The sequence below is a fragment of the Rhizobium sp. Leaf371 genome (assembly GCF_001424045.1).
In the GTDB taxonomy this organism is placed as follows: Bacteria; Pseudomonadota; Alphaproteobacteria; order Rhizobiales; family Rhizobiaceae; genus Ferranicluibacter.
In genome coordinates this window covers 240,027-264,031 of the sequence record NZ_LMQB01000023.1, presented here as the reverse complement: position 1 = coordinate 264,031, position 24,005 = coordinate 240,027, and the positions used below count along the sequence as shown (strand labels likewise).

At 64.1% G+C, this 24,005-nt stretch carries 19 protein-coding genes, 1 tRNA gene and 1 pseudogene; 14 read left to right on the top strand and 7 right to left on the bottom strand.

Going from position 1 to position 24,005, the window contains the following annotated elements; all coding sequences use genetic code 11:
* Positions 1 to 99 precede the first annotated feature (99 nt).
* From pyrC to ASG39_RS11940, 4 genes and pseudogenes are all read left to right on the top strand, one after another.
* The gene (pyrC, locus tag ASG39_RS11955; RefSeq protein WP_062595212.1) at positions 100 to 1,164 is read left to right on the top strand and encodes a dihydroorotase; all 1,065 of its coding nucleotides are present in this window, start codon (positions 100 to 102) and stop codon (positions 1,162 to 1,164) included.
* 7 nt (positions 1,165 to 1,171) lie between these two features.
* Positions 1,172 to 1,540 (top strand): annotated as a pseudogene (locus ASG39_RS11950) (glyoxalase superfamily protein); the annotation flags it as partial.
* Positions 1,541 to 1,593: 53 nt separating this feature from the next.
* Entirely contained in the window at positions 1,594 to 2,289 is a 696-nt protein-coding gene (locus ASG39_RS11945) for an orotate phosphoribosyltransferase (RefSeq protein ID WP_062595211.1), read from the top strand.
* A 69-nt stretch (positions 2,290 to 2,358) separates the two neighbouring features.
* Positions 2,359 to 3,285, top strand: a complete 927-nt coding sequence (locus tag ASG39_RS11940; protein WP_062595210.1) for a carbohydrate kinase — start codon at positions 2,359 to 2,361, stop codon at positions 3,283 to 3,285.
* A 49-nt stretch (positions 3,286 to 3,334) separates the two neighbouring features.
* Here the strand turns inward: ASG39_RS11940 and ASG39_RS11935 are convergent, their stop codons facing one another.
* From ASG39_RS11935 to ASG39_RS11925, 3 genes are all read right to left on the bottom strand, one after another.
* A complete protein-coding gene (locus tag ASG39_RS11935) occupies positions 3,335 to 4,045 on the bottom strand; it encodes a L,D-transpeptidase (protein WP_062595209.1) in 711 nt (236 codons plus the stop codon).
* A gap of 220 nt (positions 4,046 to 4,265) precedes the next feature.
* Entirely contained in the window at positions 4,266 to 5,891 is a 1,626-nt protein-coding gene (gene pgi / locus ASG39_RS11930; protein WP_062595571.1) for a glucose-6-phosphate isomerase, read from the bottom strand.
* A 192-nt stretch (positions 5,892 to 6,083) separates the two neighbouring features.
* The gene (locus ASG39_RS11925; protein ID WP_062595208.1) at positions 6,084 to 7,784 is read right to left on the bottom strand and encodes a long-chain-fatty-acid--CoA ligase; all 1,701 of its coding nucleotides are present in this window, start codon (positions 7,782 to 7,784) and stop codon (positions 6,084 to 6,086) included.
* Between the two features lie 322 nt (positions 7,785 to 8,106).
* Here ASG39_RS11925 and ASG39_RS11920 point away from each other — a divergent pair, with 322 nt between their 5' ends.
* The 4 genes from ASG39_RS11920 (at position 8,107) to ASG39_RS11905 (ending at position 13,168) form a co-directional block, all read left to right on the top strand.
* Entirely contained in the window at positions 8,107 to 9,306 is a 1,200-nt protein-coding gene (locus ASG39_RS11920) for an MFS transporter (protein ID WP_062595207.1), read from the top strand.
* Between the two features lie 138 nt (positions 9,307 to 9,444).
* Positions 9,445 to 10,614, top strand: coding sequence for an AI-2E family transporter (locus tag ASG39_RS11915; protein ID WP_062595206.1), 1,170 nt, complete (start codon positions 9,445 to 9,447; stop codon positions 10,612 to 10,614).
* A gap of 107 nt (positions 10,615 to 10,721) precedes the next feature.
* A complete protein-coding gene (locus ASG39_RS11910; RefSeq protein WP_062595570.1) occupies positions 10,722 to 12,776 on the top strand; it encodes an NAD(+) synthase in 2,055 nt (684 codons plus the stop codon).
* Positions 12,777 to 12,907: 131 nt separating this feature from the next.
* On the top strand, positions 12,908 to 13,168 hold the full coding sequence (locus ASG39_RS11905) for a hypothetical protein (RefSeq protein ID WP_062595205.1): 261 nt from the start codon (positions 12,908 to 12,910) through the stop codon (positions 13,166 to 13,168).
* A gap of 31 nt (positions 13,169 to 13,199) precedes the next feature.
* Here the strand turns inward: ASG39_RS11905 and ASG39_RS11900 are convergent, their stop codons facing one another.
* Positions 13,200 to 13,919 (bottom strand): Crp/Fnr family transcriptional regulator, encoded by a 720-nt coding sequence (locus ASG39_RS11900; RefSeq protein WP_062595569.1) that lies wholly within the window; start codon positions 13,917 to 13,919, stop codon positions 13,200 to 13,202.
* A gap of 260 nt (positions 13,920 to 14,179) precedes the next feature.
* Between ASG39_RS11900 and ASG39_RS11895 the strand changes: the two genes are divergently transcribed.
* Positions 14,180 to 14,416: a hypothetical protein gene (locus ASG39_RS11895; protein ID WP_062595204.1), complete on the top strand. Its 237-nt coding sequence runs from the start codon at positions 14,180 to 14,182 to the stop codon at positions 14,414 to 14,416.
* Positions 14,417 to 14,563: 147 nt separating this feature from the next.
* Here ASG39_RS11895 and ASG39_RS11890 read toward each other — a convergent pair.
* Together ASG39_RS11890 and ASG39_RS11885 are read right to left on the bottom strand one after the other, a co-directional pair.
* A tRNA-Thr gene (locus tag ASG39_RS11890) sits at positions 14,564 to 14,639 on the bottom strand.
* A 141-nt stretch (positions 14,640 to 14,780) separates the two neighbouring features.
* Positions 14,781 to 15,740 (bottom strand): nitronate monooxygenase family protein, encoded by a 960-nt coding sequence (locus ASG39_RS11885; RefSeq protein ID WP_062595203.1) that lies wholly within the window; start codon positions 15,738 to 15,740, stop codon positions 14,781 to 14,783.
* A 389-nt stretch (positions 15,741 to 16,129) separates the two neighbouring features.
* On the opposite strand from ASG39_RS11885, the gene ASG39_RS11880 reads away from it, so the two are divergent.
* A complete protein-coding gene (locus ASG39_RS11880) occupies positions 16,130 to 17,392 on the top strand; it encodes a hypothetical protein (RefSeq protein ID WP_062595202.1) in 1,263 nt (420 codons plus the stop codon).
* Between the two features lie 64 nt (positions 17,393 to 17,456).
* Here ASG39_RS11880 and ppk2 read toward each other — a convergent pair whose 3' ends face one another.
* Positions 17,457 to 18,332 carry a polyphosphate kinase 2 gene (gene ppk2, locus ASG39_RS11875; protein ID WP_062595201.1) on the bottom strand — a complete coding sequence of 292 codons (876 nt, stop codon included), beginning with the start codon at positions 18,330 to 18,332 and terminating at the stop codon, positions 17,457 to 17,459.
* Between the two features lie 246 nt (positions 18,333 to 18,578).
* Between ppk2 and phoR the strand changes: the two genes are divergently transcribed.
* From phoR to pstA, 4 genes are all read left to right on the top strand, one after another.
* Positions 18,579 to 19,826, top strand: coding sequence for a phosphate regulon sensor histidine kinase PhoR (gene phoR / locus ASG39_RS11870; RefSeq protein WP_062595200.1), 1,248 nt, complete (start codon positions 18,579 to 18,581; stop codon positions 19,824 to 19,826).
* Between the two features lie 197 nt (positions 19,827 to 20,023).
* A complete protein-coding gene (locus ASG39_RS11865; RefSeq protein WP_062595199.1) occupies positions 20,024 to 21,058 on the top strand; it encodes a substrate-binding domain-containing protein in 1,035 nt (344 codons plus the stop codon).
* Positions 21,059 to 21,200: 142 nt separating this feature from the next.
* Positions 21,201 to 22,685, top strand: coding sequence for a phosphate ABC transporter permease subunit PstC (pstC, locus tag ASG39_RS11860; protein WP_062595198.1), 1,485 nt, complete (start codon positions 21,201 to 21,203; stop codon positions 22,683 to 22,685).
* Positions 22,682 to 24,004, top strand: coding sequence for a phosphate ABC transporter permease PstA (gene pstA / locus ASG39_RS11855; protein ID WP_062595197.1), 1,323 nt, complete (start codon positions 22,682 to 22,684; stop codon positions 24,002 to 24,004). The genes pstC and pstA overlap by 4 nt, the downstream gene beginning before the upstream one ends.
* Position 24,005 lies beyond the last annotated feature (1 nt).

Here is a 24,005-nt window from a genome sequence, read left to right as displayed (position 1 = left end):
CCCCGAGCCTTGCAGCAGGGCGCACGGCCACGGAAGCGATGCAGATCGTCCCGGCCCCCTTGAAGGGTCCGCGGATATCGGCAGGAAAAGAGGCAGACGATGAGCGACAACCGGACGACAACCCTCACCATCCGCCGGCCCGACGATTGGCATCTTCATCTGCGCGACGGCGACATGCTGAGGGGCGTCCTGCCCGACACCAGCCGCCACTTCGCCCGCGCCATCATCATGCCCAATCTGGTGCCCCCCGTGGTGACCACGGCCGATGCCGAGGCCTATCGCGCCCGCATTCTCGCGGTATTGCCTGCAGGCGACCGGTTCGAGCCGTTGATGACGCTTTACCTCACCGAGCAGACGGACGCGGCGGATGTCGCCCTGGGCAAGGCAAGCGGGCTGATCCATGCGGTCAAGCTCTATCCCGCCGGTGCCACGACGAACTCCCATGGCGGTGTTCGCGATCTCGAAAACGTCATGCCGGTGCTGGAAAAAATGGCCGAGATCGGCCTGCCGCTCTGCGTTCATGGCGAGGTGACGACCCCGGAGGTCGATATCTTCGACCGTGAGGCCGTGTTCATCGAAACCGTCCTCGACCCCTTGCGCCGCCGCCTTCCGGACCTGAAGGTGACGATGGAACACGTGACGACGCAGGACGGCGTCGATTACATCCAGGGCGCCGACAGGAACCTCGCCGGCTCGATCACCACGCACCACCTGATCATCAACCGCAACGCGCTTCTCGTCGGCGGCATCCGTCCGCATTATTACTGCCTGCCCGTCGCCAAGCGCGAAGTGCATCGCTTGGCTTTGCGCAAGGCCGCGACCTCGGGGGATGCGCGCTTCTTCCTCGGCACCGACAGCGCCCCGCACGTCGATCCGCTGAAGGAATGCGCCTGCGGCTGCGCCGGCGTCTACACCTCGGTCAACACGATGAGCTGCCTTGCCCATGTCTTCGAGCAGGAAAATGCGCTCGACAGGCTTGAAGCCTTCGCATCCCGCAATGGCCCCGCCTGGTACGGACTGCCGGTCAACGACGAGACGGTCACGCTCACCCGCCGTAGCGCGCCGGTGGAATACCCTGCAAAGATCGAGACGGGCGCAGGTCCCGTGACCGTGTTCGACCCGATGTTCCCGCTGCACTGGGCCGTGGAGGCGACGCATGGCTGACGCGCGCGCGCCCGTCGGGATCAAGCCGGCGATCCCGATCTTCCGGATCTTCTCGGTGGAGAAGGCGATGGAGTTCTATCTGGGCTTTCTCGGCTTCAAGCTGGATTGGGAACACCGTTTTTCCGAGGGAGCGCCGCTCTACGCCCAGATCTCCCGCGAAGGGCTGACCCTCCACCTCAGCGAACATGCAGGCGACACGACGCCCGGCACCCGCATCTTCGTGCCCATTGGCGATGCCAAGGCGCTGCAGGCCGAGCTTTCGGGCCGCAACTATGCCTATATGAACCCCGGCCTTGAGACCGCGCCGTGGGGCCTCGAAGTCACGGTCACCGACCCTTTCGCCAACCGTATCACCTTCTGCGAGCAGAGGTCCTGACACGGGATTGTCAGCCGCCTCGCTCTCAGCCTTCGATCAAGAGGAACCGCATCATGATCCCCGCATCCTTCCCCGATAAGGCCGTGATGGCCGAGCTGCTGGCGAAAATGCTGTGGGAGATCAAGGCGGTGCACTTCCGGGCCGATCAGCCTTACAAGCTTGCCTCCGGCATGGCGAGCCCGGTCTATATCGACTGCCGCAAGCTGATCTCCTATCCGCGCATCCGCTCCGCCGTGATGGATTTTGCGGCCGTCACGGTCATGCGCGAGGCGGGCTTCGAACGGTTCGACGTGATCGCCGGAGGCGAGACGGCGGGCATTCCCTTCGCCGCCATGCTGGCCGAGCGTCTGGCGCTGCCGATGATCTATGTGCGCAAGGCGCCGAAGGGCCATGGCCGCACCAACCAGATCGAGGGCCACATGCCCGAAGGCGCCCGCGTTCTCGTGATCGAGGACCTGACGACGGCGGGCGTCTCGATGTTCACCTTCATCGATGCCATTCGCGCGGCCGGTGGCGTGGTCGATCACGGCATGGCGCTGTTCTATTACGATATCTTTCCCGAAGGCCGGGCCAATATGGGCAAGAAGGGCATCACCCTCCACAACATCGCGACCTGGCGCAACGTGCTGGCCGTCGCCCGCGAGGACAAGCTTTTCGATCCGGAAACGCTGGCCAGCGTCGAGGCCTTCCTCGATGCGCCGCTCGAATGGTCGGGCCGCAACGGCGGCATTTCCGCATTGGCGGGCTGAGGCCCAACGACGACCGTTTTTGGCCGGCAAACAAATCTCGTAACGCTTACAGTCCGAAGAGGAAGCCCCATGATCATCTGCTGCGGCGAAGCCCTGATCGATATGCTGCCGCGCCAATCCACGCTCGGCGAACCCGCATTCGCGCCCTATGCCGGCGGCGCGATTTTCAACACGGCGATCGCGCTCGGGCGCCTCGGGATTCCCACAGGCTTCTTCACCGGTCTTTCGACCGACATGTTCGGCGATATCCTCCGCGACACGCTGAAAAGCAGCAATGTGGATTTCGCCCCGTCGGCCACGTCCGATCTGCACACGACGCTCGCCGTCGTGAAACTGGTCAACGGCTCGGCAACCTACGCCTTCTTCGACGAGAACAGCGCCGGCCGCATGATCACGGAAGCCGATCTGCCGGCGCTCGGCGATTTCTGCGAAGCCCTGCATTTCGGTGCCATCAGCCTCATCCCCGAGCCGTGCGGCTCGACCTATGAGGCGCTGATGACGCGCGAGCACAAGAAGCGCGTGATCTCCTTCGATCCGAACATCCGTCCCGGCTTCATCAAGGATGCCGAAGCCCATAAGGCGCGCATGCTGCGCATGGCCGCGATGTCGGATATCGTCAAGTTCTCGGACGAGGATCTCGACTGGTTTGGCGAAGAGGGCGATCACGAGACGCTGGTCGGCCATTGGCTCGCCCGTGGCCCGAAACTCGTCGTCATCACCAAGGGTGCCGAGGGCGCGGACGCCTATACGGTGCGCGGCAAGGTGTCGGTGCCCGGCGAAAAGGTGACGGTGGTCGATACGGTCGGTGCCGGCGATACGTTCGATGCCGGCATCCTTGCGTCGCTGAAGATGAACAATCTGCTGACGAAGGACGCCGTGGCGACCTTGAGCGACGATGCCATCAAGGCGGCGCTTGCACTCGGCGCAAAGGCCGCCTCCGTCACGGTCTCTCGTGCCGGTGCCAATCCGCCCTGGGCTTACGAGATCGGCCTTTAGGTAGACGTCGGACGGCGCGCCCACCCTTGCAGGCGCGCCGAGGCCGAACTTACTGATGCACGACGATGCGCGCGTGGTAGGGCACGCGGGCATAGAGGTCGATGATGTCCTGGTTGATCAGGCGGACGCAGCCGGACGAGACGGCCTTGCCGATCGAGCGCCATTCCGGGCTGCCATGCAGCCGATACAGCGTGTCCTGCCCGTTCTGGAAGATATAGAGCGCACGGGCGCCGAGCGGGTTCTTCAGGCCCGGCTCCATACCGCCATTCTCGATGGAGAAGCGGGCAAGCTCCGGCTGGCGCGCGACCATTTCGTTCGGCGGCTTCCAGCGCGGCCAGTGCTGGCGCCAGTGGATGATGCCTTCGCCCTGCCAGGCAAAGCCCTCGCGGCCGATGCCGACGCCATAGCGCATGGCCGTGCCGCCGGGCTCGGTGATGTACAGGAACCGGCCGGGCGTATCCACCACGACGGTATTGTCCGGCTCGCCGGTCGTGTTGGCGACGCGCTGGCGATAGAAGCGCGGATCGATCTCGCGATAGGGGATGGCAGGGATAAGGATGCCGTCATCTTCCACCGGGCCGTACATCACGGCGAGCTCTTCGTCCGTCGGCGGCAGGATCGGACGGCTGATCACGGGCGGGACCGGCGGAGTGCGCACGCCCGTCGAGGTCGTGCACCCCGCCAGCGTTGCGGCCGTGGAAAGCGCGCCGAGCAGGAAGGTGCGGCGCGAGAAGGGATCGGCGATATCGGTCGGTGTCATGAAAAGTGCCCCGGTGAGCCCTGATCTCTATTCCCCGACGGCACGGGCACAAGGCGTGATCCGATCACGTTTCCCGGAATGAAAGGTAAGTCCGCCGAAACCCGGCCAGTGTCGCCAAGCGGCAACAGTTTTCGCCTCGGGGCGGCTCATGACAATGCGATCTTCCCCCGTGGGGGAAGATCCTTCTCAAGCAAGACACATCCCGCTGTCGCGCGCGGTCTTAGTTCTTGGCGGCAAGCAGTGCCTTGACGAGGCCGACGGTCGAGCTGTCATGGCCTTCGGCACTTTCCTTGCCTTCCACGACGGGCAGCAGGCCGGTCGCCAGTTCCTTGCCGAGCTCCACGCCCCACTGGTCGAAGGAATTGATGTTGAAGAGTGCGCCTTCGACGAAGACCCGGTGCTCGTAGAGCGCGATCAGGCGACCGAGCGCAAACGGGGTCAGCTTATCATAGACGATCGTCAGCGAGGGGCGGTTGCCGGTGAAGACGCGGTGCGGCGCGATGTGATCGGCCTTGGCATCGTCCATGCCCTTGTCGGTCAGCTGGGCCTTCGCCTCTTCCAGCGTCCGCCCCTTCATCAGGGCTTCCGACTGCGCGAGGCAATTGGCGATCAAGAGGTCGTGCTGGTGGCGCAGGGTCGGCTCATGTGCGTTGGCCGCGATCATGAACTCGGCCGGTATCACCGTCGTGCCCTGGTGGATCAGCTGGTAGAACGCGTGCTGCCCGTTGGTGCCCGGCTCGCCCCAGACGACAGGTCCGGAATTGCCCTCGACCGGCGTCCCGTCGAGCGTCACGCCCTTGCCGTTCGATTCCATATCGAGCTGCTGCAGATAGGCCGGGAAGCGCGACAGGCGCTGGTCGTAGGGCAGGATGGCGCGGGAGGGATAGCCGAGCACGTTGCGATGATAGTAGCCGATGAGGCCGAGCAGCATCGGCAGGTTCTGCCGCAACGGCGCGGACTTGAAATGCTCGTCGATCGCATGGGCGCCGGCCAGGAACTCGCCGAACTTCTCCTTGCCGATGGCGATCATCAGCGGCAGGCCGATCGCCGACCAGATGGAATAGCGTCCGCCGACCCAATCCCAGAAGCCGAAGATGCGGTCGCTGGCGATGCCGAAGGCGGCGACCTTGTCGAGCGCCGTGGAGACCGCGCAGAAATGATGGCCGACGGCGTCTTCGCCAAGCGCCTTGGCGATAAAGGCGCGCGCCGTCTGGGCGTTGGTCATCGTCTCGATCGTCGTGAACGTCTTCGACGCGACGATGAACAGGGATGTTTCCGGATCGAGCAGTTTCAATGTGTCGGCAATGTGAGCGCCGTCGATGTTGGAGACGAAATGGGCGCGGGGGCCGTCATGCTCCGGCGCCAGCGCCAGCGTCGCCATCACCGGGCCGAGATCGGAGCCGCCGATGCCGATATTGACGACGTCGGTGATCTTCTTGCCGGTCGCGCCCGTCAGTTCGCCGCTGCGAACCTTGTCAGAGAAGGTGCCCATCGCGTCGAGCACGGCGTTGACATCCGGCATCACGTCCCGGCCATCGACCATGACAGGCGTGTTCGACCGGTTGCGCAGAGCCGTATGAAGAACGGCGCGGCCTTCGGTGAAATTGATCGGCTTGCCGGCAAACATCTCGTCGCGCTTCTCGGCGACACGGGCGGCCTTGGCGATCGCCTCCAGACCGTCCAGCACCCGCTCGTTGACGGCGCATTTCGAATAGTCGAACAGAATATCATCGAGCGTTACCGAGAAGCGCTGGAAGCGCTGCGGATCGCCGGCGAAGGCTGCACGAATATCGGTGGCGTCTGTTTCGGTGGCGGTGCTCTTCAGCTCTTCGACCAGCGCTTTCATCATCGGCTCCTCGGGCAGTTCCGGTGAAGGCCTCGGGCCGCTCGTCCGGACATGCTTTCAATGGGTTTTTATTAGCCGCGATAGCTAGTGCGTTTGGTCACCGCAAATCAAGCCTCGGCACCCGAATTTAACGGGCAGCCGGACATGGAAAGTCCCGATAGGCGTGACAGGGATCACGCCCTCCCGGCCTCGTCAGCTGCGCAAGTCCTTCCGCAGGATCTTCCCGACATTGGACTTCGGCAGGTCGTTGAGGAATTCGATGCTGCGCGGCCGCTTGTAGTTGGTCAGCTTGTCGCTGCAATAGGCGCGGATCTCGGCTTCGGTCAGATCGGGGTCGCGCCGGACGACGAACAGCTTCACCGCTTCGCCGGAATGCGCATCGGCAATGCCGATGGCCGCGCACTCCAGTACGCCGGGATGCGACATGACCACTTCCTCGATCTCGTTCGGGAAGACGTTGAAGCCGGAGACGAGGATCATGTCCTTCTTGCGGTCCACGATCTTGATCAGCCCCTCCGGGCTCATGCGGCCGATGTCGCCGGTCCGGAAGAAGCCGTCCTTCGAAATTGCCTGCGCGGTTTCCTCGGGCTTGTTCCAGTAGCCGGGCATGACCTGCGGCCCGCGAATGCAGATCTCGCCGACATCGCCGATCGGCACGTTTTCGTCAGCCTCGTTGCGGATCTCGATCTCGGTCGATGGCAAAGGCAGGCCGATGGTGCCGGTGAAGTCCGGCAGGTCGAGACGATTGGCGGTTGCGACGGGCGAGGTCTCCGACAGGCCGTAGCCTTCCTTGATCGGGCAGCCTGTCACCTTCTCCCACCGCTCGGCCACCGGCCGCTGGACGGACATGCCGCCGCCGAAGGTCAGCACGAGCGAGGAGAAGTCGAGCGCGCGGAACGGGGCATTGTTCAGGAGGGCGTTGAACAGCGTGTTGAGCCCGGGGAAGATGTTGACCTTGTGGCTCCCGAACTCTTTCACCAGCGACGGTATATCGCGTGGGTTGGGAATGAGGATGTTGTGCGCGCCGAGCACGAGGCCCATCAGCCCGTTCACGGTCAGCGCGAAGATGTGGTAGAGCGGCAGCGCGCAGAGGAAAACGATGGTCTCCGGCTTCGGCTTGTTGGTGAAGGCCAGTTCGAGCCAGAGGGTCATCTGCGCCGCATTCGCAAGCAGGTTCGCATGCGTCAGCACGGCTCCCTTGGAGATGCCGGTGGTGCCGCCGGTATATTGCAGGAACGCGACGTCCGCGGCCCTGGTCTCGCGCTTGGCAAGCGTCAGCCGCTTGCCCTTGGCGAGCGCGGTCTTGAACGGGACATGGCCGGGCAGCGACCATGCCGGCACCAGCTTCTTGACCGCGCGGACGATGAAATTGACGAGGAGGCCCTTGGCGCCGAGCAGATCGCCCATCGATGCGACGACGAGGTGCCTGAGCTCGGTCCTGGGCGCGACCTGCTCCACCGTATGGGCGAAGTTTTCAAGGACGACGATCGCCTTCGCGCCGCTGTCCTTCAGCTGGTACTCGAGTTCGCGGGGCGTGTAGAGCGGGTTGACGTTGACGACCACGAAGCCGGCCCGCAGGATCGCGAAGATGGCAACCGGGTTCTGCAGCACGTTCGGCATCATGACGGCCACGCGATCGCCCGGCTTCAGCCCCGTCGATTGCAGGTAGGCGGCGAACGCGTCTACCGTCCGAGAAAGCGCGGCGAACGTCATCGTCGTGCCCATGCAGGTATAGGCCGGCCGGTCGGCAAACCGTTCGCACTGGATCTCGAACAGGTGGCTGAGGGACGTGTAGGGGCTCGCCTCGATCTCGGCGGGCATGCCGGGCGGATAGGACGCAAGCCAAGGCCTTTGAGGTGACAGCGATTGTGTCCGGCTGGCCGTGTCGGGCATGTTCGTCCTCCCTGAGCTGGCGTCAAACCGCCGGCATTCCTCCAGATATCTCACTTCTCCCGAGTGAGCCTGCGTCGAAGTCTATGCTCTTCAGCACCAGCTTCAAGTCACTTCAAAATTATATGACCTACACGTAAGCGTCAACAAGTCATGTTGAAAAGGCATGGGAGCTTTTCCGTAAGCGCATGTCTACGGGGCAAAGCTTTGCGGATGTGCCCGATAAGGTTTACGCCCTCGTACAAAGGCTCACGCCCCGCCACGGGTGGCGCCGGCCGAACCGCTTTCCCACAGGGCCGACACGGTCTCGACGCAAGGTTACCTCATGTCCGAAACAGCGCTTCCGTCCCACACCATCGCCCGGTTCGGCGGGGTCTCCATGGCGGAAGTCGCCCTGGCCGTCGGCGGCTTCGGCATCGGCACGGGAGAGTTTGCGATTATGGGCCTGCTGCCGCAGGTCGCGCAGGATCTCGATGTCTCGGTGCCCCGCGCCGGGATCGTCATCAGCGCCTATGCGCTCGGAGTCGTTGTCGGGGCCCCTCTCATCGCTGTGGTCGCTGCCCGATACGCCCGCCACACCGTGCTTCTCACCCTCATGGCCCTGTTTGCGGCGGGCAATCTTGCCAGCGCACTGGTGCCGTCCTTCGGCCTGCTGGTCACGGCCCGCTTCCTTGCGGGCCTGCCGCATGGGGCCTATTTCGGCGTCGCCGCTCTCGTGGCGGCCGGCATGGTCGCGCCGCACCAGCGAGGCCGCGCTATCGGCCGGGTCATGATGGGCCTCACCATCGCGACGCTGCTCGGCACGCCGCTGACCGCATGGTTCGGCCAGACGCTCGGCTGGCGCGCCGCCTTCGCCATCGTCGGCGGCATCAGCCTGCTGACCATCGTGCTCACCCTGCTTTTCGTGCCGAGGGACAAGGGCAATCCCGCATCCTCGCCGCTGCGCGAACTCGGCGCCCTGCGCAAGCCCCAGGTCTGGCTGACGCTCGGTATCTGCGCCATCGGCTCCGGCGGCATGTTCGCCACGTTCAGCTATATCACGCCGGCGCTGACGGAGGTTGCGGGCCTGCCGCTCTCCCGCGTGCCGCTGATGCTGTCCGTCTTCGGCGCCGGCATGATCCTCGGCAACATCATCGGCGCGCGACTGGCCGACTGGTCGCTCCTGAAAGCGATCGGCATCGGCCTCGTCTTCAATCTGGCCGCTCTCCTGCTGTTCTACGCCACGATGAATTCCCCCATGATAGCGACGTTCAACATTCTCTCCATCGGCTTTGGCTTTCTCATGATCCCGGCCATGCAGACCCGTCTGATGGATGTGTCCGGCGACGCGCAGACCCTGGCCGCAGCGCTCATGCACTCCGCCTTCAACCTTGCCAACGCGCTGGGTGCCTGGCTCGGCGGCGTGTCCATCGCCGCAGGCTACGGCTGGACCTCGACCGGCCTCGTCGGGGCCGTCATGGCCGTGCTCGGCATCGGCATCTTTGCGGTGTCGGTGGCCGCGGAACGCCGTTCGCGTTCCGCCTGAGGGGGTGGCGGCCGGACCGTGAGCCGGTCGCCGCCATATTTTGGCGCCGATTTTGCAATTGTCATCCCGCGCGCGCCCTTCGGCTGTTATAGAGGGTGGACACGACAATTGCAGGCGGGAGCCTGACGGAGGTAGCGGGTGCGCCATCGCGAATTGGAAAACCAGTCGGCAGAGCCGCGGCTCTTCGGGCGTCCGGCCTATGATCGCTCGGCGCTGGTCGGCCCCGCATCCGCTGCGCGCTGGCTGCTGGTGTTCATCCTCCTTGCCGGGGCCTATTTCTTCCATGGCTTCCTCGTCCCGGTTCTCGCCGCGGTCGTCATCGGTTTTGCCAGCTGGCCGCTCTATCGACGCCTGCTGATCGCCGTGAATGGCAATCGCACCATCGGTGCCACGATCGCGATCATCCTCGTCGTCGCCTTCATCGTCACGCCTGTCACATTCGCCGCCATCTACGCCGTGGACGAGTTTCGCGGCTGGGTCGGCTGGGCCGTCGAGGCCAATTCCGTGGGGGCCGATGTGCCTGCCTGGGTCCTGCAACTGCCGCTGGGCGGCGTGTGGCTCGGGGAGCAATGGGCAAAACATGTCGGGCATCCCGGCGCGCTCGGCGAACTCGTGCAGCTGGTCAGCGGCTCCAACATCGGCAGCATCTATCGCGGTGCGCTCGTCGTCGGGGCAGGGGCTGCACGCTCGCTGCTGACCCTGCTGTTCATGCTCATCACCCTGTTCTTCGTCTACCGCGATGGCGAGAAGTTCGTGGCGCAACTGGACAAGCTTGGCGAGCGGATCCTGCCCATGCGGTGGGAGCGCGTGTCGCGCATCGTGCCGCTGACCATTTCTTCCACCGTCACCGGCATGGGCTTGATCGCCATCGGCGAGGGCATCGTTCTCGGCGTCGCCTACTGGGTCGCCGGCGTCCCGTCGCCGGTCACCCTCGGCATCATCACCGGCTTCATGGCCCTCATTCCCGGTGGCGCGCCGCTCTGCTTCACGCTCGTCTCGGTTTATCTGCTGGCGAGCGGTGCGCCGGTCGCGGGCTTTGCGCTGTTCGCCTGGGGCACGATCGAACTCTTCATCGTCGACAAGACGCTCCGTCCCCGCCTCGTCGGCGGCCCGATCAAGTTGCCGTTCCTGCCGACCTTCTTCGGCCTCGTGGGGGGCGTGAAGACCATGGGCTTCCTCGGCCTGTTCGTCGGTCCGGTGCTCATGGCCCTGATCGTCGCGATCTGGCGCGAATGGCTGCATGACGTGACGGTATCGGCGCAGACGCCGGCACAAGCCCAGACAGCCGCGCTGATCAAGCAGGCCTGACACGCCGCCGCTCAAGACAGATCGTCAAAGCGGGCGCGGAGCCTTTTCGCGAACGCCTGACTGCCTTAAGTATGCTGGCGACAGCGATCAACACGGGATGCGTGCCGGTGAATTTCTTTTCAGCCTATGATCAGGGTTTTGTGCGCGTTGCCGCCTGCACGCCACGTTGCGAGGTTGCCGATCCCGCCTTCAACGCCGATCAGGTCATCGCGCTCGCCCGCCAGGGCGACGCCCGGTCCGTCGGGCTGATGGTCTTTCCCGAACTCTGCATTTCGAGCTACACGCTCGACGACCTCCTGGGGCAAGCCGCGCTGCACGAGGCGGTGGACATGGCGCTGGCCCGCCTGGTGGAGGAAAGCCGCACGCTGTCGCCTGTCCTCCTCGTCGGTGCGCCCATTCCCAAGAACGGCCGACTCTACAACTGCGCGCTTGCCATTCATCGCGGTCGCATCCTCGGCGTCGTGCCGAAAAGCTACCTGCCGAACTATCGCGAATTCTACGAGAAGCGCTGGTGCGCGGCCGGGCGGGATATCCGCGGCGAGACCATTGCTGTCGCCGGGCAGGTGGCGCCGTTCGGCGTGGACCTCCTGTTCTCCGCAACCGACGTTCGCGGGTTCGTCTTCCATATCGAAATCTGCGAGGACGTCTGGATCGCGGCATCGCCGAGCGACTTCGGCGCGCTCGCCGGAGCGCTGATCCTCACCAATCTCTCGGCCAGCAACGTCACGGTCGGCAAGGCCGAGACCCGGCGCGTGCTTGCGGGCTCCCAGTCCAATCGCTGCTTTGCCGCCTATGTCTATGCCGCGGCCGGCCCGGGGGAATCCACCACCGATCTTGCGTGGGACGGCCAGGCCTGCATCTACGAACTCGGCACCTTCCTGGCAGAGACCGAGCGGTTTCCGAGCGGCCCGCAAATGTGCGTTGCCGACATCGACGTCGATCGCCTGCTGCTCGAGCGTCTGCGGACCGGCACCTTCAACGATGCCGCCAACCACCAGCACCGCGAGGATCGCACCTTCCGCACGGTCGATTTCCTGTTCGAGCCGAACCGGGGCGATATCGGGCTCGAGCGCGGCATCTCGCGCTATCCCTTCGTTCCCGCCGAAACCGCGCGGCTCGATCAGGATTGCTACGAGACCTACAATATTCAGGTCCAGGGTTTGATGAAGCGGCTGCAGGCGACGGGCATCAAGAAGATCTGCATCGGCGTTTCCGGGGGCCTCGACAGCACCCATGCCCTCGTCGTGGCCGCCCGCGCCTTCGACCAGCTGGGCCTGCCGCGCTCCGGTATTCTCGGCTTCACCATGCCGGGATTTGCCACCGGGGACGAGACCAAGACGAACGCCTGGAAGCTGATGCGCTCGCTCGGCATCACCGCCGACGAGATCGACATCAAGCCGCTGGCCGAACAACTGCTGAGAGACCTGAAGCATCCCTATTCCGAGGGAAAACCGGTCTACGACATCACCTTCGAGAACGTGCAGGCAGGCCTGCGGACGGATTTCCTGTTCCGCGCGGCCAATCGCTATGATGCGCTGGTGCTGGGGACCGGTGACCTTTCGGAGATCGCACTCGGCTGGTCCACCTACGGCGTGGGCGACCATATGAGCCATTACAACGTCAACGCCTCCGTGCCGAAGACGCTGATCCAGCACTTGATCCGCTGGATCATCGCCAAGTCGCTGTTCGACACTGACACCAATGCGACGCTGGCCGACGTTCTCGACACGGTGATTTCGCCGGAACTGGTGCCGGCGGACGAGACGGGCGCGATCCAGAGTACCGAGGACAGGATCGGTCCCTATGCCTTGCATGATTTCGCGCTCTATTACATCACCCGCTTCGGCCTGAAGCCGTCCAAGGTCGCCTTCCTGGCCTGGCATGCCTGGCACGACGCGAAGGCCGGTGCCTGGCCGTCCGGTTTTCCCGAGGAGAGCCGTGGCGCCTACGATCTCGCGACCATCCGCAAATGGCTGGAGGCCTTTCTGTTCCGCTTCTTCACGACCAGCCAGTTCAAGCGCTCGGCGTCTCCGAACGGCCCGAAGGTTACCTCCGGCGGCTCGCTGTCACCCCGCGGCGACTGGCGCGCCCCGTCCGACGGCAATGCCCGTCTCTGGCTGGAGGAGCTGCGGCGCAACGTGCCGGAGACCGAGCCGGCCTGAACCGTCGACGCGGCATCCGGATGAGGCGCGATTGGCGAGACGATACCCAAGGTTTTGCTCCTCATTTCTGCGACTTGAGAATTGACCCGTTTCCGTCATCATGACGGCGGGTTAACTCTCTGGGGCGGAAGATGGGGCTGCGACTTGTTACCAGCGCTGCCGAGGATCGCGACGACGCGCCGGTCGGCATTGCCGATGTGAACGCCGAGGCACGTCGGCGATTGTCGGCGCTCGGCTATGATCGTCATCGTGCAAGGGTGCTTGCCACCGGCATCGACATGCCGCGCGACATCCATATCCGGCATCTGCAGATCATGGCCATCGCACTGGCGCTTGGCAGCCTTGAGACCATCCCGGACGACTATCGCTCGGATGCGTACTGGCCGACATGAGTGCGCCGGCCGCCAAACCGGAAAGATCGGCTCAGCGCGGCTCCACGGTCAGGCTGAGATACGTCGGATCGAAATCCGCAATGTCGCGCAATTCATCCCAGTCGAGGATCGTCACCGTGTGATTGATCCAGCTGATCAGCCCGTCCTTGCGCAGGTTCTGGATCGTGCGGTTCATGTGAACCAGCGACAGCCCGAGCACATCCGCCATCTCCCCCTGCGATAGGGGGAAGTGGAAGCTGAGATCCTTCGTCAGCCCCATCGCCTCCAGTCGCATATGCAGTTCGCAGAGGAGGTGGGCGAGATGCGCACGTTTCGAGCGGCGGCCCATCGCAACGATCCATTCCCGGTGGATCGCGCCATCGATGATCGTCTTCAGCCAGAGCAGGCGCGTCAGATGCGGAGCCTTCTGCGTGACGACTTCCAGGTCGGCGTGATCGATCTGCATCACGCGGCACGGGGAAAGCGCGATGATCCCATGGTCCATCGTCTTCAGGAGAAAGGCGTGCAGATCGACGAAATCACCGGGAACATGCAGCGCGGTGATCTGTCGCGTGCCATCCGGCGTCAGCTTGTAGCGCGCCGCAAAGCCGTCGACCAGCTGCGTGCTGTAGGTCGGTCGCGAATTTTCCGACACGAGATCCTCATCCACGTCGTACACGCGCTCGCGGGCGGTAAGGGACCTCAGAAGGCTCTTCTCATCCTCCGAGACGATGTCGTGGTTGGCGAGGTTCCGAATGAGAATGTCGATCACGATCAAGGCCTTCAATGATAAACCCGCACGGACACCCGCAAGGGTCTCGAATAAGCGACGGCTGAGCCGAGACCCCGATTGCAAAACGGCGTCGGTCCCGCATTCTAAACAGCGGCGCCTGAAAAACGGCAAGCGCAAAAACGAGATGCCGCCCGTCGCGCCCCGTTTTTACCAGAAGCATCCTCAGATGTCGGAACAAAAGCTTTATCTGCAACTTAGCAGCACGAACGCGCCTGAGCCGAGAATGTCGAGACCCCGTGATGAGCCGCTATTTCTTTGATCTTCACAATGGAGACGGTCCGGTTCTGGACGATGAGGGCCAGGAACTCGCCACGCGCGATTCCGTCGCCATGGAAGTCGGCCGCATCCTCGGCGATATCGCTCGCGACGAAATGCCCGAGACCCGCAACGGCACCATCGCCCTGACCGTCCGCGACGACACCGGCCGCACCATCACGGTCGCGCGCCTGACCTTCAGCAACGAGTGGATCGACTGAGACGTGTCGTGAATGCGATAGAGAGGCCAACGCGGCCCGACCGGACAGTGCCGGATCTGCCAAAGGCGTGAGAATTCCCGCAAGGTTCTAAACGACATATCGGTCGCGCGGCAGGGCCGGAGACCGGATCGCTTTGGAAATGAGAAATGGTGCCGCTTGCAGGACTCGAACCTGCGACCCCATCATTACGAATGATGTGCTCTACCACCTGAGCTAAAGCGGCTTATCCGGCGAACCCCAAGGTCAGCCTGTGATGTGAGGGGCTGATACCTGCAAAGCTCGGGGAATTCAAGCGGTCTCTTTGCCTGTTGTCGAAAAACTCGCGCGGGTGGCGGGGCAGGGCTCGCGGGAAATGCCTGGCCGCTTACAGCGACAGGCGCGTGCGGGCGTCGTTGTATTCCGTCTCCAGGCGATCGACCAGCGTGGCGACCGGGGTGACGGCTGTGACGGCGCCGATGCCCTGGCCCGAGCCCCAGATGTCGCGCCAGGCCTTCGCGCCGGTGCCGACGGCGAGCTCGAGATCCATCTCTGCGGCGTCTGCAGCCGGCAGGTTGTCGGCATCGAGACCGGCCGCAGCGATGGAGGGGCGCAGATAGTTGCCGTTGACGCCTGTGAAATGCGGCGTCTCCAGGATGTCCTTCGCCCGGCTGTCGACGATCATCTGCTTGTAGTCGTTGCTCGCCCGCGCCTCCTCGGTGGCGATGAAGGCCGAGCCGATATAGGCGAGATCCGCGCCCATGGCCTGCGCCGCCAGCACCGCGCCGCCGTTGGCGATGGCGCCGGAGAGAAGGAGCGGGCCGGAAAACCAGCTGCGGATTTCCTGAATGATGGCAAAGGGCGAGAGCGCGCCCGTATGGCCGCCGGCCCCCGCGGCAACGGCGATCAGCCCGTCCGCACCTTTGTTGATGGCGGAGCGGGCATGCTTGTCATGGATCACGTCGTGCAGAACGATGCCCCCATAGCCATGCACCGCCGCATTCACCTCCGGCACCGCGCCGAGCGAGGAAATAATGAGCGGCACCTTGTATTTGGCGCAGAGCATCAGGTCGTGCTCCAGCCTCTTGTTGGAACGGTGAACGATCTGGTTCACCGCAAACGGTGCGGACGGCCTATCCGGATTTGCCTTGTCATACGCGGCCAGTTCTTCCGTGATCATCGCCAGCCATTCGTCCAGTTGCGCTTCCGGTCGCGCATTGAGCGCGGGAAAAGAGCCGACCACGCCAGCCTTGCACTGGGCGATCGTGAGGGCGGGATGCGATATGATGAATAAGGGGGCCGCGACGACGGGGAGGCGGAGATTCGAAAGGATCGGCGGCAGGGCCATGGCGGTCTCTCTTCATTGACGTTCGCGTAAACGGAAGATAGCCGCGAGATGGCGGGTCTGACAAGAGGGTGAGATGAAGATGCGTCCGCCGACGCGTGCACCGTACCTGCCGCGGTCAGAGCGTTCAGACCGTCTTTGCGATGGAACGTTTCCAAGAGCTTCGGCTTTTGAAGGGGTTGGAGCCGAAGCCCTTAGGGCGCGGACAGCTCGGACCGGGGACATCGCCGTCCTTATCGTCTGCAGGTCGCTGCCTCATCGGCTTAAGTGCGTTCGGCAGACTTGCGCAACGGGACGGCAATCGTTACCGAAAAGTAAACGTGCTTCCTTCGTCTCGGCACCTGCATCCCTGAAGGGGTGTGCGACGCGAAGGCTCCAGGCAAGGGATTAGGGTGAGCGGACTGGAAACGGCCATCAAGCAGGCGCTGGAGCGCTCCGACCGGGCGAATGCGGAAACCCGTGCCCGGATCTACCAGTCGGCGCGCAATGCGCTCGAAGCCGGCCTGCGCAAGCAGAACGTCCACGACGAGACCGTCATCGCCCAGCAGCGGCACCGGCTGGAGGTCGCCATTCACGCGATCGAGCAGCAGGAGCGGGCGGCGCTGCGCGATCTTCCGGTCGTGACGCCTCCTGCGGCTCCACAGGGTCTAAATAGCAGGGTCGAGCCGGTCGTGCAGGATGTCGTTCGCGCAGAACCACCGGCCACCACGCGCGAGCATCGCCGCGAGGAACCCGGATTTGACGACGTCGTTCCGGATCGCCATCCGTCAGCGGCCTCGCGCCCGGCGCCCGCAGCACATGCTCCGCGCAGCCACCGCCCGACGGTGGAGATCGACGACCGCCCCAGAGACCGTACCCACGACCGTACCGACGACCGTGAGGACGCGTCCTTCACGCCGATGGTGGCGCCGGATCGCGATCCTCATCGGCCGGGTGCCCAGGCGCGCGATACCGTCAACGATCTCGGACTTCCCGGGGCAGAGCCTCTCGTGCCGCGCAGACGTCGCGGCCGTGGCGGGCGTATCGCCTCCATTCTCATGGTGACCGCCGTTCTCGTGGCCGCCATTGGAAGCGCCACCTGGTGGGTCATGAGCACGGGGCTTCTCGAACGGCCGCAGGGCCAGCCGGCCCCGCCGCCGACCGTCGCCGCCGAGGATTTCGATGGTGGCGCCGGCCTGCGCACACTCGGCGCCCAGGCCGGCTTCACCGCGGACTGGGTGGATCTCTATCTGCCGACCGCCTCCGGCGGCGTGACACCGGGAGCGCGCGTGCGCACCGAGGTCGTGCGCGACGAGGGCGGTGCGCGGCTGCGCATCACGTCCGGCGCGGGCGATGCGAGCGGAAATGTCGCCATCGAGGTTCCCGCCTCCGCGCTCCAGCGCATGGCGGGGCAGACCTCGACCCTGGCGCTCAGCGTCCAATCGGCAAACGGCAAGCCGACGCAGTTTTCCGTGGAATGCGATTTCGCGTCGCTGGGGGATTGCGGCCGGCATCGCTTCACGGTCAATGACGAGAAGAGCGACATGCTGTTCAAGATCGGCTTCGACCGCACGATGTCGCCGAACGGCCCGGGCCGCATTCTCATCAACAGCGACGTGACCGCCAATGGCGGCGGTCTCGATCTCTACGCCGTCCGGCTCCTGCCCGGGCAGTGATGCAGCGGCAGCGCCCTGAGGAGAGGCGCAGCGCCAGGCAGGAGGACCGTCGGAGCCCTGCCGGTCAGGACTTCCGGAAATGGTGTCCGGATGTGAGGATCTTGTCGTCGATCTCTCCGATCGCCTTCTCGTCCTTGCCCGTATAGTCGAGGCTCGTCAGGATGTGGCGGATAAGGTTGAGACGGGCGCGACGGCGATCGTTTCCGAGGATCACGGTCCAGGGCGCCTTGCCCTTATGCGTTTCCTTCAGCATCCGGTCGCGCTTTTCGGTGTAGTCGTTCCAGCGCGACAGCGCTTCGATATCCATCGGCGAGAGCTTCCACACCTTCAGCGGATCGTGGCGGCGCTGGTGGAATTGCGTCAGCTGCATTTCCTGTCCGATTTCCAGCCAGATCTTGAAGAGGACGATGCCCTCATCGACGATCAGTTTTTCAAACGGCGGCACCTGCTTGAGGAAATGTTCGTACTGCGCCGGCGTACAGAAACCCATGATCGGTTCGACGCCGGCCCGATTGTACCAGGACCGGTCGAACATCACGAATTCGCCGGCCGTCGGGAAATGCGAGACGTAGCGCTGAAAATACCATTGACCGCTTTCCGTCTCGGTCGGCTTGGTCAGGGCGACGATCCGGGCGGTGCGCGGGTTCATATAGGCGCGCGTCTCGTGGATCGCGCCGCCTTTGCCGGCCGCGTCGCGCCCTTCGAACAGCACGATCACGCGCTTGCCGCTCGCCTGCTGCCAGGCCTGCACCTTCACGAGCTCGATCTGCAGCTGCTCCAACTCGGCCTTGTAGGTGTCCTTGTTCAGCTTCTTCTCGTAGGGGTAGCCGCCGGAGGCCATGGCCGCCTTGGTGATCCAGTCCGGCAGATCGGGCGTGTCGACGTCGAACAGATGCGTCTTTCCGTCGATGACGATCTCGACCGGCTTGATGTCGTCCATGCTGTTCACTCCAATGCATGTCGGGCGGGCCGAGCTGAAACATCGGTTGCCGCATGGCGGGAGCAGGCCATAAGTCCATTGCGATTTCAAGCGCACCGTGAAAATCATGTCATGAAGCCGGGTTACGGTCTGAAGGTCGCTGCGTCGACCGATGCGCGTGACGGGAAGCGCCGGATATCCGGCCGGGCCCGGACGCGTGGATCGGCTCCGGCTCGTTCGGGCAGGCAGCAACAGTCGGGAGGACATGTGCAGGAAACGACATTCTGGAGGACGATCGGCACCCGCATCTGGGCGGAGAAGTGGCTGATCGGCCTGACTCTTGCCGGCTGCGTCGGAATGATCGTCACCAATGGCCACGCCGTGCTTGCCGGCGCATTGTGGTGCGTTCTCGTTCTGGCGCTGCTGCGGCAACCGGCCATGCCGGCACCGCCTGCTGCCATCGAGCCGTCGCCGTCGACCGGAGAGGCCGAACTGGCGACGCTCGAAACCGGCTTCGACGCGCTGGACATGCCGGTGCTCGTCATCGGGCCGGACGAGCGGGTGCTCTTCCAGAACCAGGCAGCCGAAAAGGCGTTCGGCGTCATCCCGGCCAATTCCGATCTCTCCGGTCGCGTCCGCTCGCCGGGCATCCTCGACATGGTGCGCGAGACCATCGCCACCGGCCGCATCTATCAGATCGAACACTCCGAACGACTGCCGTCCGAGGCCGTCTACATCGTCCGCGTGGCGCCGGCTGCCCTTTCTGGCGTCGGGTCGGAAAACGCGGATACCGTCTATGTCGTCTCCTATCGCGACATCTCGCAGGCCCGGCGGATCGACCGCATGCGCTCGGATTTCGTGGCCAATGCGAGCCATGAATTGCGCACGCCGCTTGCCTCCTTGCGCGGCTTCATCGAAACGTTGCAGGGGCCCGCGCGCAACGATGTGAAGGCACATGAGCGGTTCCTCGGCATCATGCTGGAGCAGGCGACGCGGATGAGCCGCCTTGTGGACGACCTCCTCTCCTTGTCGCGCCTCGAGCTCAAATCCCATATCGCACCCGAAGAGGATGTCGCCCTCGGTCCTCTGCTCGGTCATGTCTGCGATACGCTCGGGCCGCTTGCGCAGGAGCTGGGTGTCACCATCTCGCTCGATCTTCCGCCCACCGCGGTGATCGTCCAGGGCGATCGGGACGAACTGATCGAGGTGTTCGAGAACCTCGTGGAAAACGCCTGCAAATATGGTCAGGAGGGCGAGACCGTCGAGGTCAGCCTGTCCGGCGGCAGCGGCGATCCGGTCGAGGTCTCGGTGCGAGACCGCGGGCCGGGCATCCCCGCCGAGCATGTGCCGCGCATCACCGAGCGTTTCTACCGCGTGAATGTCGAGGCCAGCCGCTCGAAAAAGGGGACGGGACTGGGACTGGCGATCGTCAAGCACATCCTCACCCGGCATCGTGCCCGGCTGATCGTCCGCTCCGTGTTGGGCGAAGGGACCGTTTTCACCGTCAGATTCTGACGCGTTTCACAGAGATCCGGATGGGTAAAAGAAAAGGTCAGCAAATTCAATTATATGAGCTGTCATAAATCTTTCGTCAACTTGACATAAAAGCTGGTGGCATCGGCCGCTAATGAATGTCAGCCGATGAGATCGAAACGGCGAAAGCGAGCGCTGAGACCCTAGCGCACCCACACAAGCCCATCCGGGAGAATTCCATGAACGCCCTGAAACTCACTGCTGCAGCCCTGGTGGCATCCGTCGCCTTTGCCGGCGCCGCTGCCGCCCGCGACCAGATCCAGATCGCTGGTTCGTCCACCGTTCTTCCCTATGCCAAGATCGTTGCCGAAACCTTCGGCGAGACATTCCCCGACTTCAAGACGCCGGTCGTCGAATCCGGCGGCACGGGCGCCGGCCTCAAGGAATTCTGCAAGGGCGTCGGCCCCGACACCATCGACATCGCCAATGCGTCGCGCAAGATCAAGGACAGCGAACTGGCCGAGTGCAAGTCGGCCGGCGTCACCGAAGTGCAGGAAGTCAAGATCGGCTACGATGGCATCGTTTTTGCGACCGACAGCGGCAATGCCGACCTGAAGCTTGAGCCGAAGGACCTCTATCTCGGCCTCGCAGCCCAGGTCGTCGTCGATGGCAAGATCGTCGCCAACCCCTACACGAAGTGGTCGGAAGTCAACAAGGACCTGCCGGACGCCGAAATCGCCGCCTACATCCCGGGCGAAAAGCACGGCACGCGCGAAGTCTTCGAAGAGAAGATCCTTCATGCAGGCTGCAAGGCTTCCGGCGCTGAAGACGTCATCAAGGCTGCCGTTTCCGACGCCAAGGAACAGGCCCGCACCTGCGTCGCCGTTCGCAAGGACGGCAAGGCTGTCGACATCGACGGCGACTACACGGAAACGCTGGCCCGTATCGCTGCCAACAAGAACGGCATCGGTGTCTTCGGCCTCGCATTCTATGAAAACAACGCCGACAAGCTGAAGGTCGCGACCGTCAACGGCGTCGTTCCCTCCACGGAAACGATCGCTTCCGGCGAATATCCGGTTTCGCGCCCGCTGTTCTTCTACGTCAAGAAGGCCCATCTCGGCGTTATCCCCGGCCTGAAGGAGTTTGTTGAGTTCTTCCTCGACGACCAGATGGTCGGCCCGGAAAGCCCGCTGGCAGCCTACGGCCTCGTTGCCGCACCGGATGCCGAGCGCGAAGCTGACCGCAAGGCCTTCACCGACGGCACGATGCTGTAATCGACCTGGATCCGGAGACAAAATCTCCCAGGATCATCCGGCACGGCGCACAACAGGCGCCGTGCCGGAACCCCAACGTTCGAATGGCCGGCGTCCGATCTTGCAGCATGCGATGTCGTGAAACGACCGGGGGACCCAGACCATGAGCGCTTCTCTCCTCTTTTTTCTCGTTCTTCTCGTCGGCGCATCCGCCTTCGTGATGGGGCGTTCGCGGGCCATGGCCACGGCCGGTGGCAAGCTGTCCTCGCTGCACTCCCTTCCCGGATATCACGGAAGCTACGCCGCCATCTGGGCTCTGCTGCCTGCCCTCGTCGTTCTCGGGGTCTGGCTGGTCGCGGCCCCGCCGATGATCGATCGCAGCGTCCTCTTCCATCTGCCGACCGAAGTCCTCAACCAAGGCAGCGCGCCCGCGGAGCTTGCCCTCGGGCAGGTCAAGTCGGTCGCCCGCGGTCTGGCGCTTCTCTCGGACACTGAGCGCAGCGCGCTCGACAGCGGCGCCATCAATCTGCGCGACGCCATGGCCGCCAAGGGCATTCCGCTGGCCAGCGCCGGCGAAGCCTGGATGATCGAGTCGGCGACCGATTTCAACCGGATGACGGCAAACAGCCACCTGGCCATGGCCGGCGTCGTTCTGCTGCTCGCCATCGGCGGTGCCGTTCTGGCGCTTCGCGGCATCTCCCAGCGCTTCCGGGCGCGCAACCGCGTCGAGCAGGTCATTCTCGGCGGCCTGATCCTTGCCTCCTCCATCGCCATCCTCACGACGATCGGCATCATCGGCTCCATGCTGTCGGAAGCCCTGCGCTTCTTCGCGTCGGTCTCGCCGATGGAGTTCTTCTTCGGAACGGTGTGGGATCCGCGCTTCGCCGCAGCCGGCCAGGCGGGACAGGCGGGGCAGTTCGGCCTCCTGCCGCTTCTCGCCGGTACGCTCTACATCGCCTTCGTGGCCATGCTGTTTGCGGTGCCGATCGGCCTCTTCGCGGCGATCTACATGGCGGAATACGCCAACAACACCGTGCGGTCGGTCGCCAAGCCGCTGCTGGAAATTCTCGCCGGCATCCCGACCATCGTCTACGGCTTCTTCGCCCTCGTCACGGTCGGTCCCTTCCTGCGCGATATCTCGGGCCAGTTGAACGGTCTCGTCACCGGCAACTATCAGAGCTTCATCCAGGCGCAGAGCGTTCTCACGGCCGGCATCGTGATGGGCATCATGTTGATCCCCTTCGTGTCCTCGCTGTCCGACGACATCATCACGCAGGTGCCCCGGTCGCTGCGGGACGGATCGCTCGGGCTGGGCGCCACGCGATCGGAAACCATCAAGCGCGTCGTCCTGCCTGCCGCTCTTCCCGGCATCGTCGGCGCCCTTCTCTTGACGGCATCCCGCGCCGTGGGCGAGACGATGATCGTGGTGCTCGCAGCGGGCGTGGCGGCGCGCATGCAGCTCAATCCCTTCGAGCCGATGACCACGGTCACGGTGAAGATCGTCAACCAGCTGACGGGCGACCTGGAGTTCACCTCTCCGCAGACCCTCGTCGCCTTTGCGCTCGGCATCACGCTGTTCGCCATCACGCTCTGCCTCAACATTTACGCGCTCTACATCGTGCGCAAATACCGGGAACAGTACGAATGACCGACATGACCACATCTCTCGCCGGTTCATCGCCGCGTCCCGCCGTCAGCCGTCGCGATATCGGCATCAAGCGCCGCTACGCCGCAGAACGCCGCTTCCGGGCCTATGGCATCGGGGCGATCTCCATCGGCATCTTCTTTCTCGGACTCCTCCTCTGGACCGTCGTCTCCAAGGGCTATACCGCCTTCCTGCAGACCGAGATCGTCCTGCCGATCACGTTCAGCGAAAAGGTCATCGATCCGAAGAACGAACGGGCGACCAACCCCGCCAAGCTGATGACGGCGAACTATCCGCTGCTGGTGCGCGATGCGCTCGTGCAAAAGCTGGGCATCGATCCCAACAACCGCGCCGACGTCAAGCTGGCGACCGATATGGTCTCGGCCAGCGCCCGCACGCAGCTCCGCGACGTCGTCGTCGCCAATCCGGCCATCATCGGCCAGACGGTGCCGGTGGCGCTGCTCGCCGAAGGCAATATCGACTCGGCCAACAAGGGCCAGATCGACGTGACGGTCGATGAGGCCAACCGTAAAGTGAAGGACAAGCAGCTCGCCTGGATGCAGACGCTCGCGCAGGACGGGGCGATGACGAAGTCCTTCAACACGGGCCTCTTCACCTCGGGCGCCTCGTCGCGGCCGGAAGCCGCCGGCATCGGCGTCGCAGCGCTCGGCTCGCTCTACATGATGCTGATCGTTCTGGCGCTCGCGCTGCCGATCGGGGTCTCCGCCTCGATCTATCTCGAAGAGTTCGCGCCGAAGAACAAGCTGACCGACCTCATCGAGGTCAACATCAACAACCTCGCGGCCGTTCCTTCCATCGTCTACGGTCTGCTCGGCCTGTCGATCTTCATCAACTTCGCCGGCATGCCGCGCTCGGCGGCTCTCGTCGGTGGCCTCGTCCTCACGCTGATGACGCTGCCCACCATCATCATCGCCACGCGTGCCGCGCTGAAGGCGGTACCGCCGTCCATCCGGGCCGCAGCCCTGGGCCTCGGTGCCTCGAAGATGCAGACCATCTTCCACCATGTCCTGCCGCTTGCCATGCCGGGTATCCTCACGGGCACCATCATCGGCCTCGCGCATGCGCTCGGCGAGACCGCACCGCTGCTGCTCATCGGCATGGTGGCCTTCGTGGTCGATTTCCCGGGCTCGCCGCTCGAACCTTCGACGGCCTTGCCGGTCCAGATCTACATGTGGGCCAACGAAGCCGAACGTGCATTTGTCGAACGGACCTCCGGCGCGATCATCGTGCTCCTGATCTTCCTGGTGGTCATGAACCTGGGCGCAATCCTGTTGCGGCGCCGCTTTGAACGACGCTGGTAGT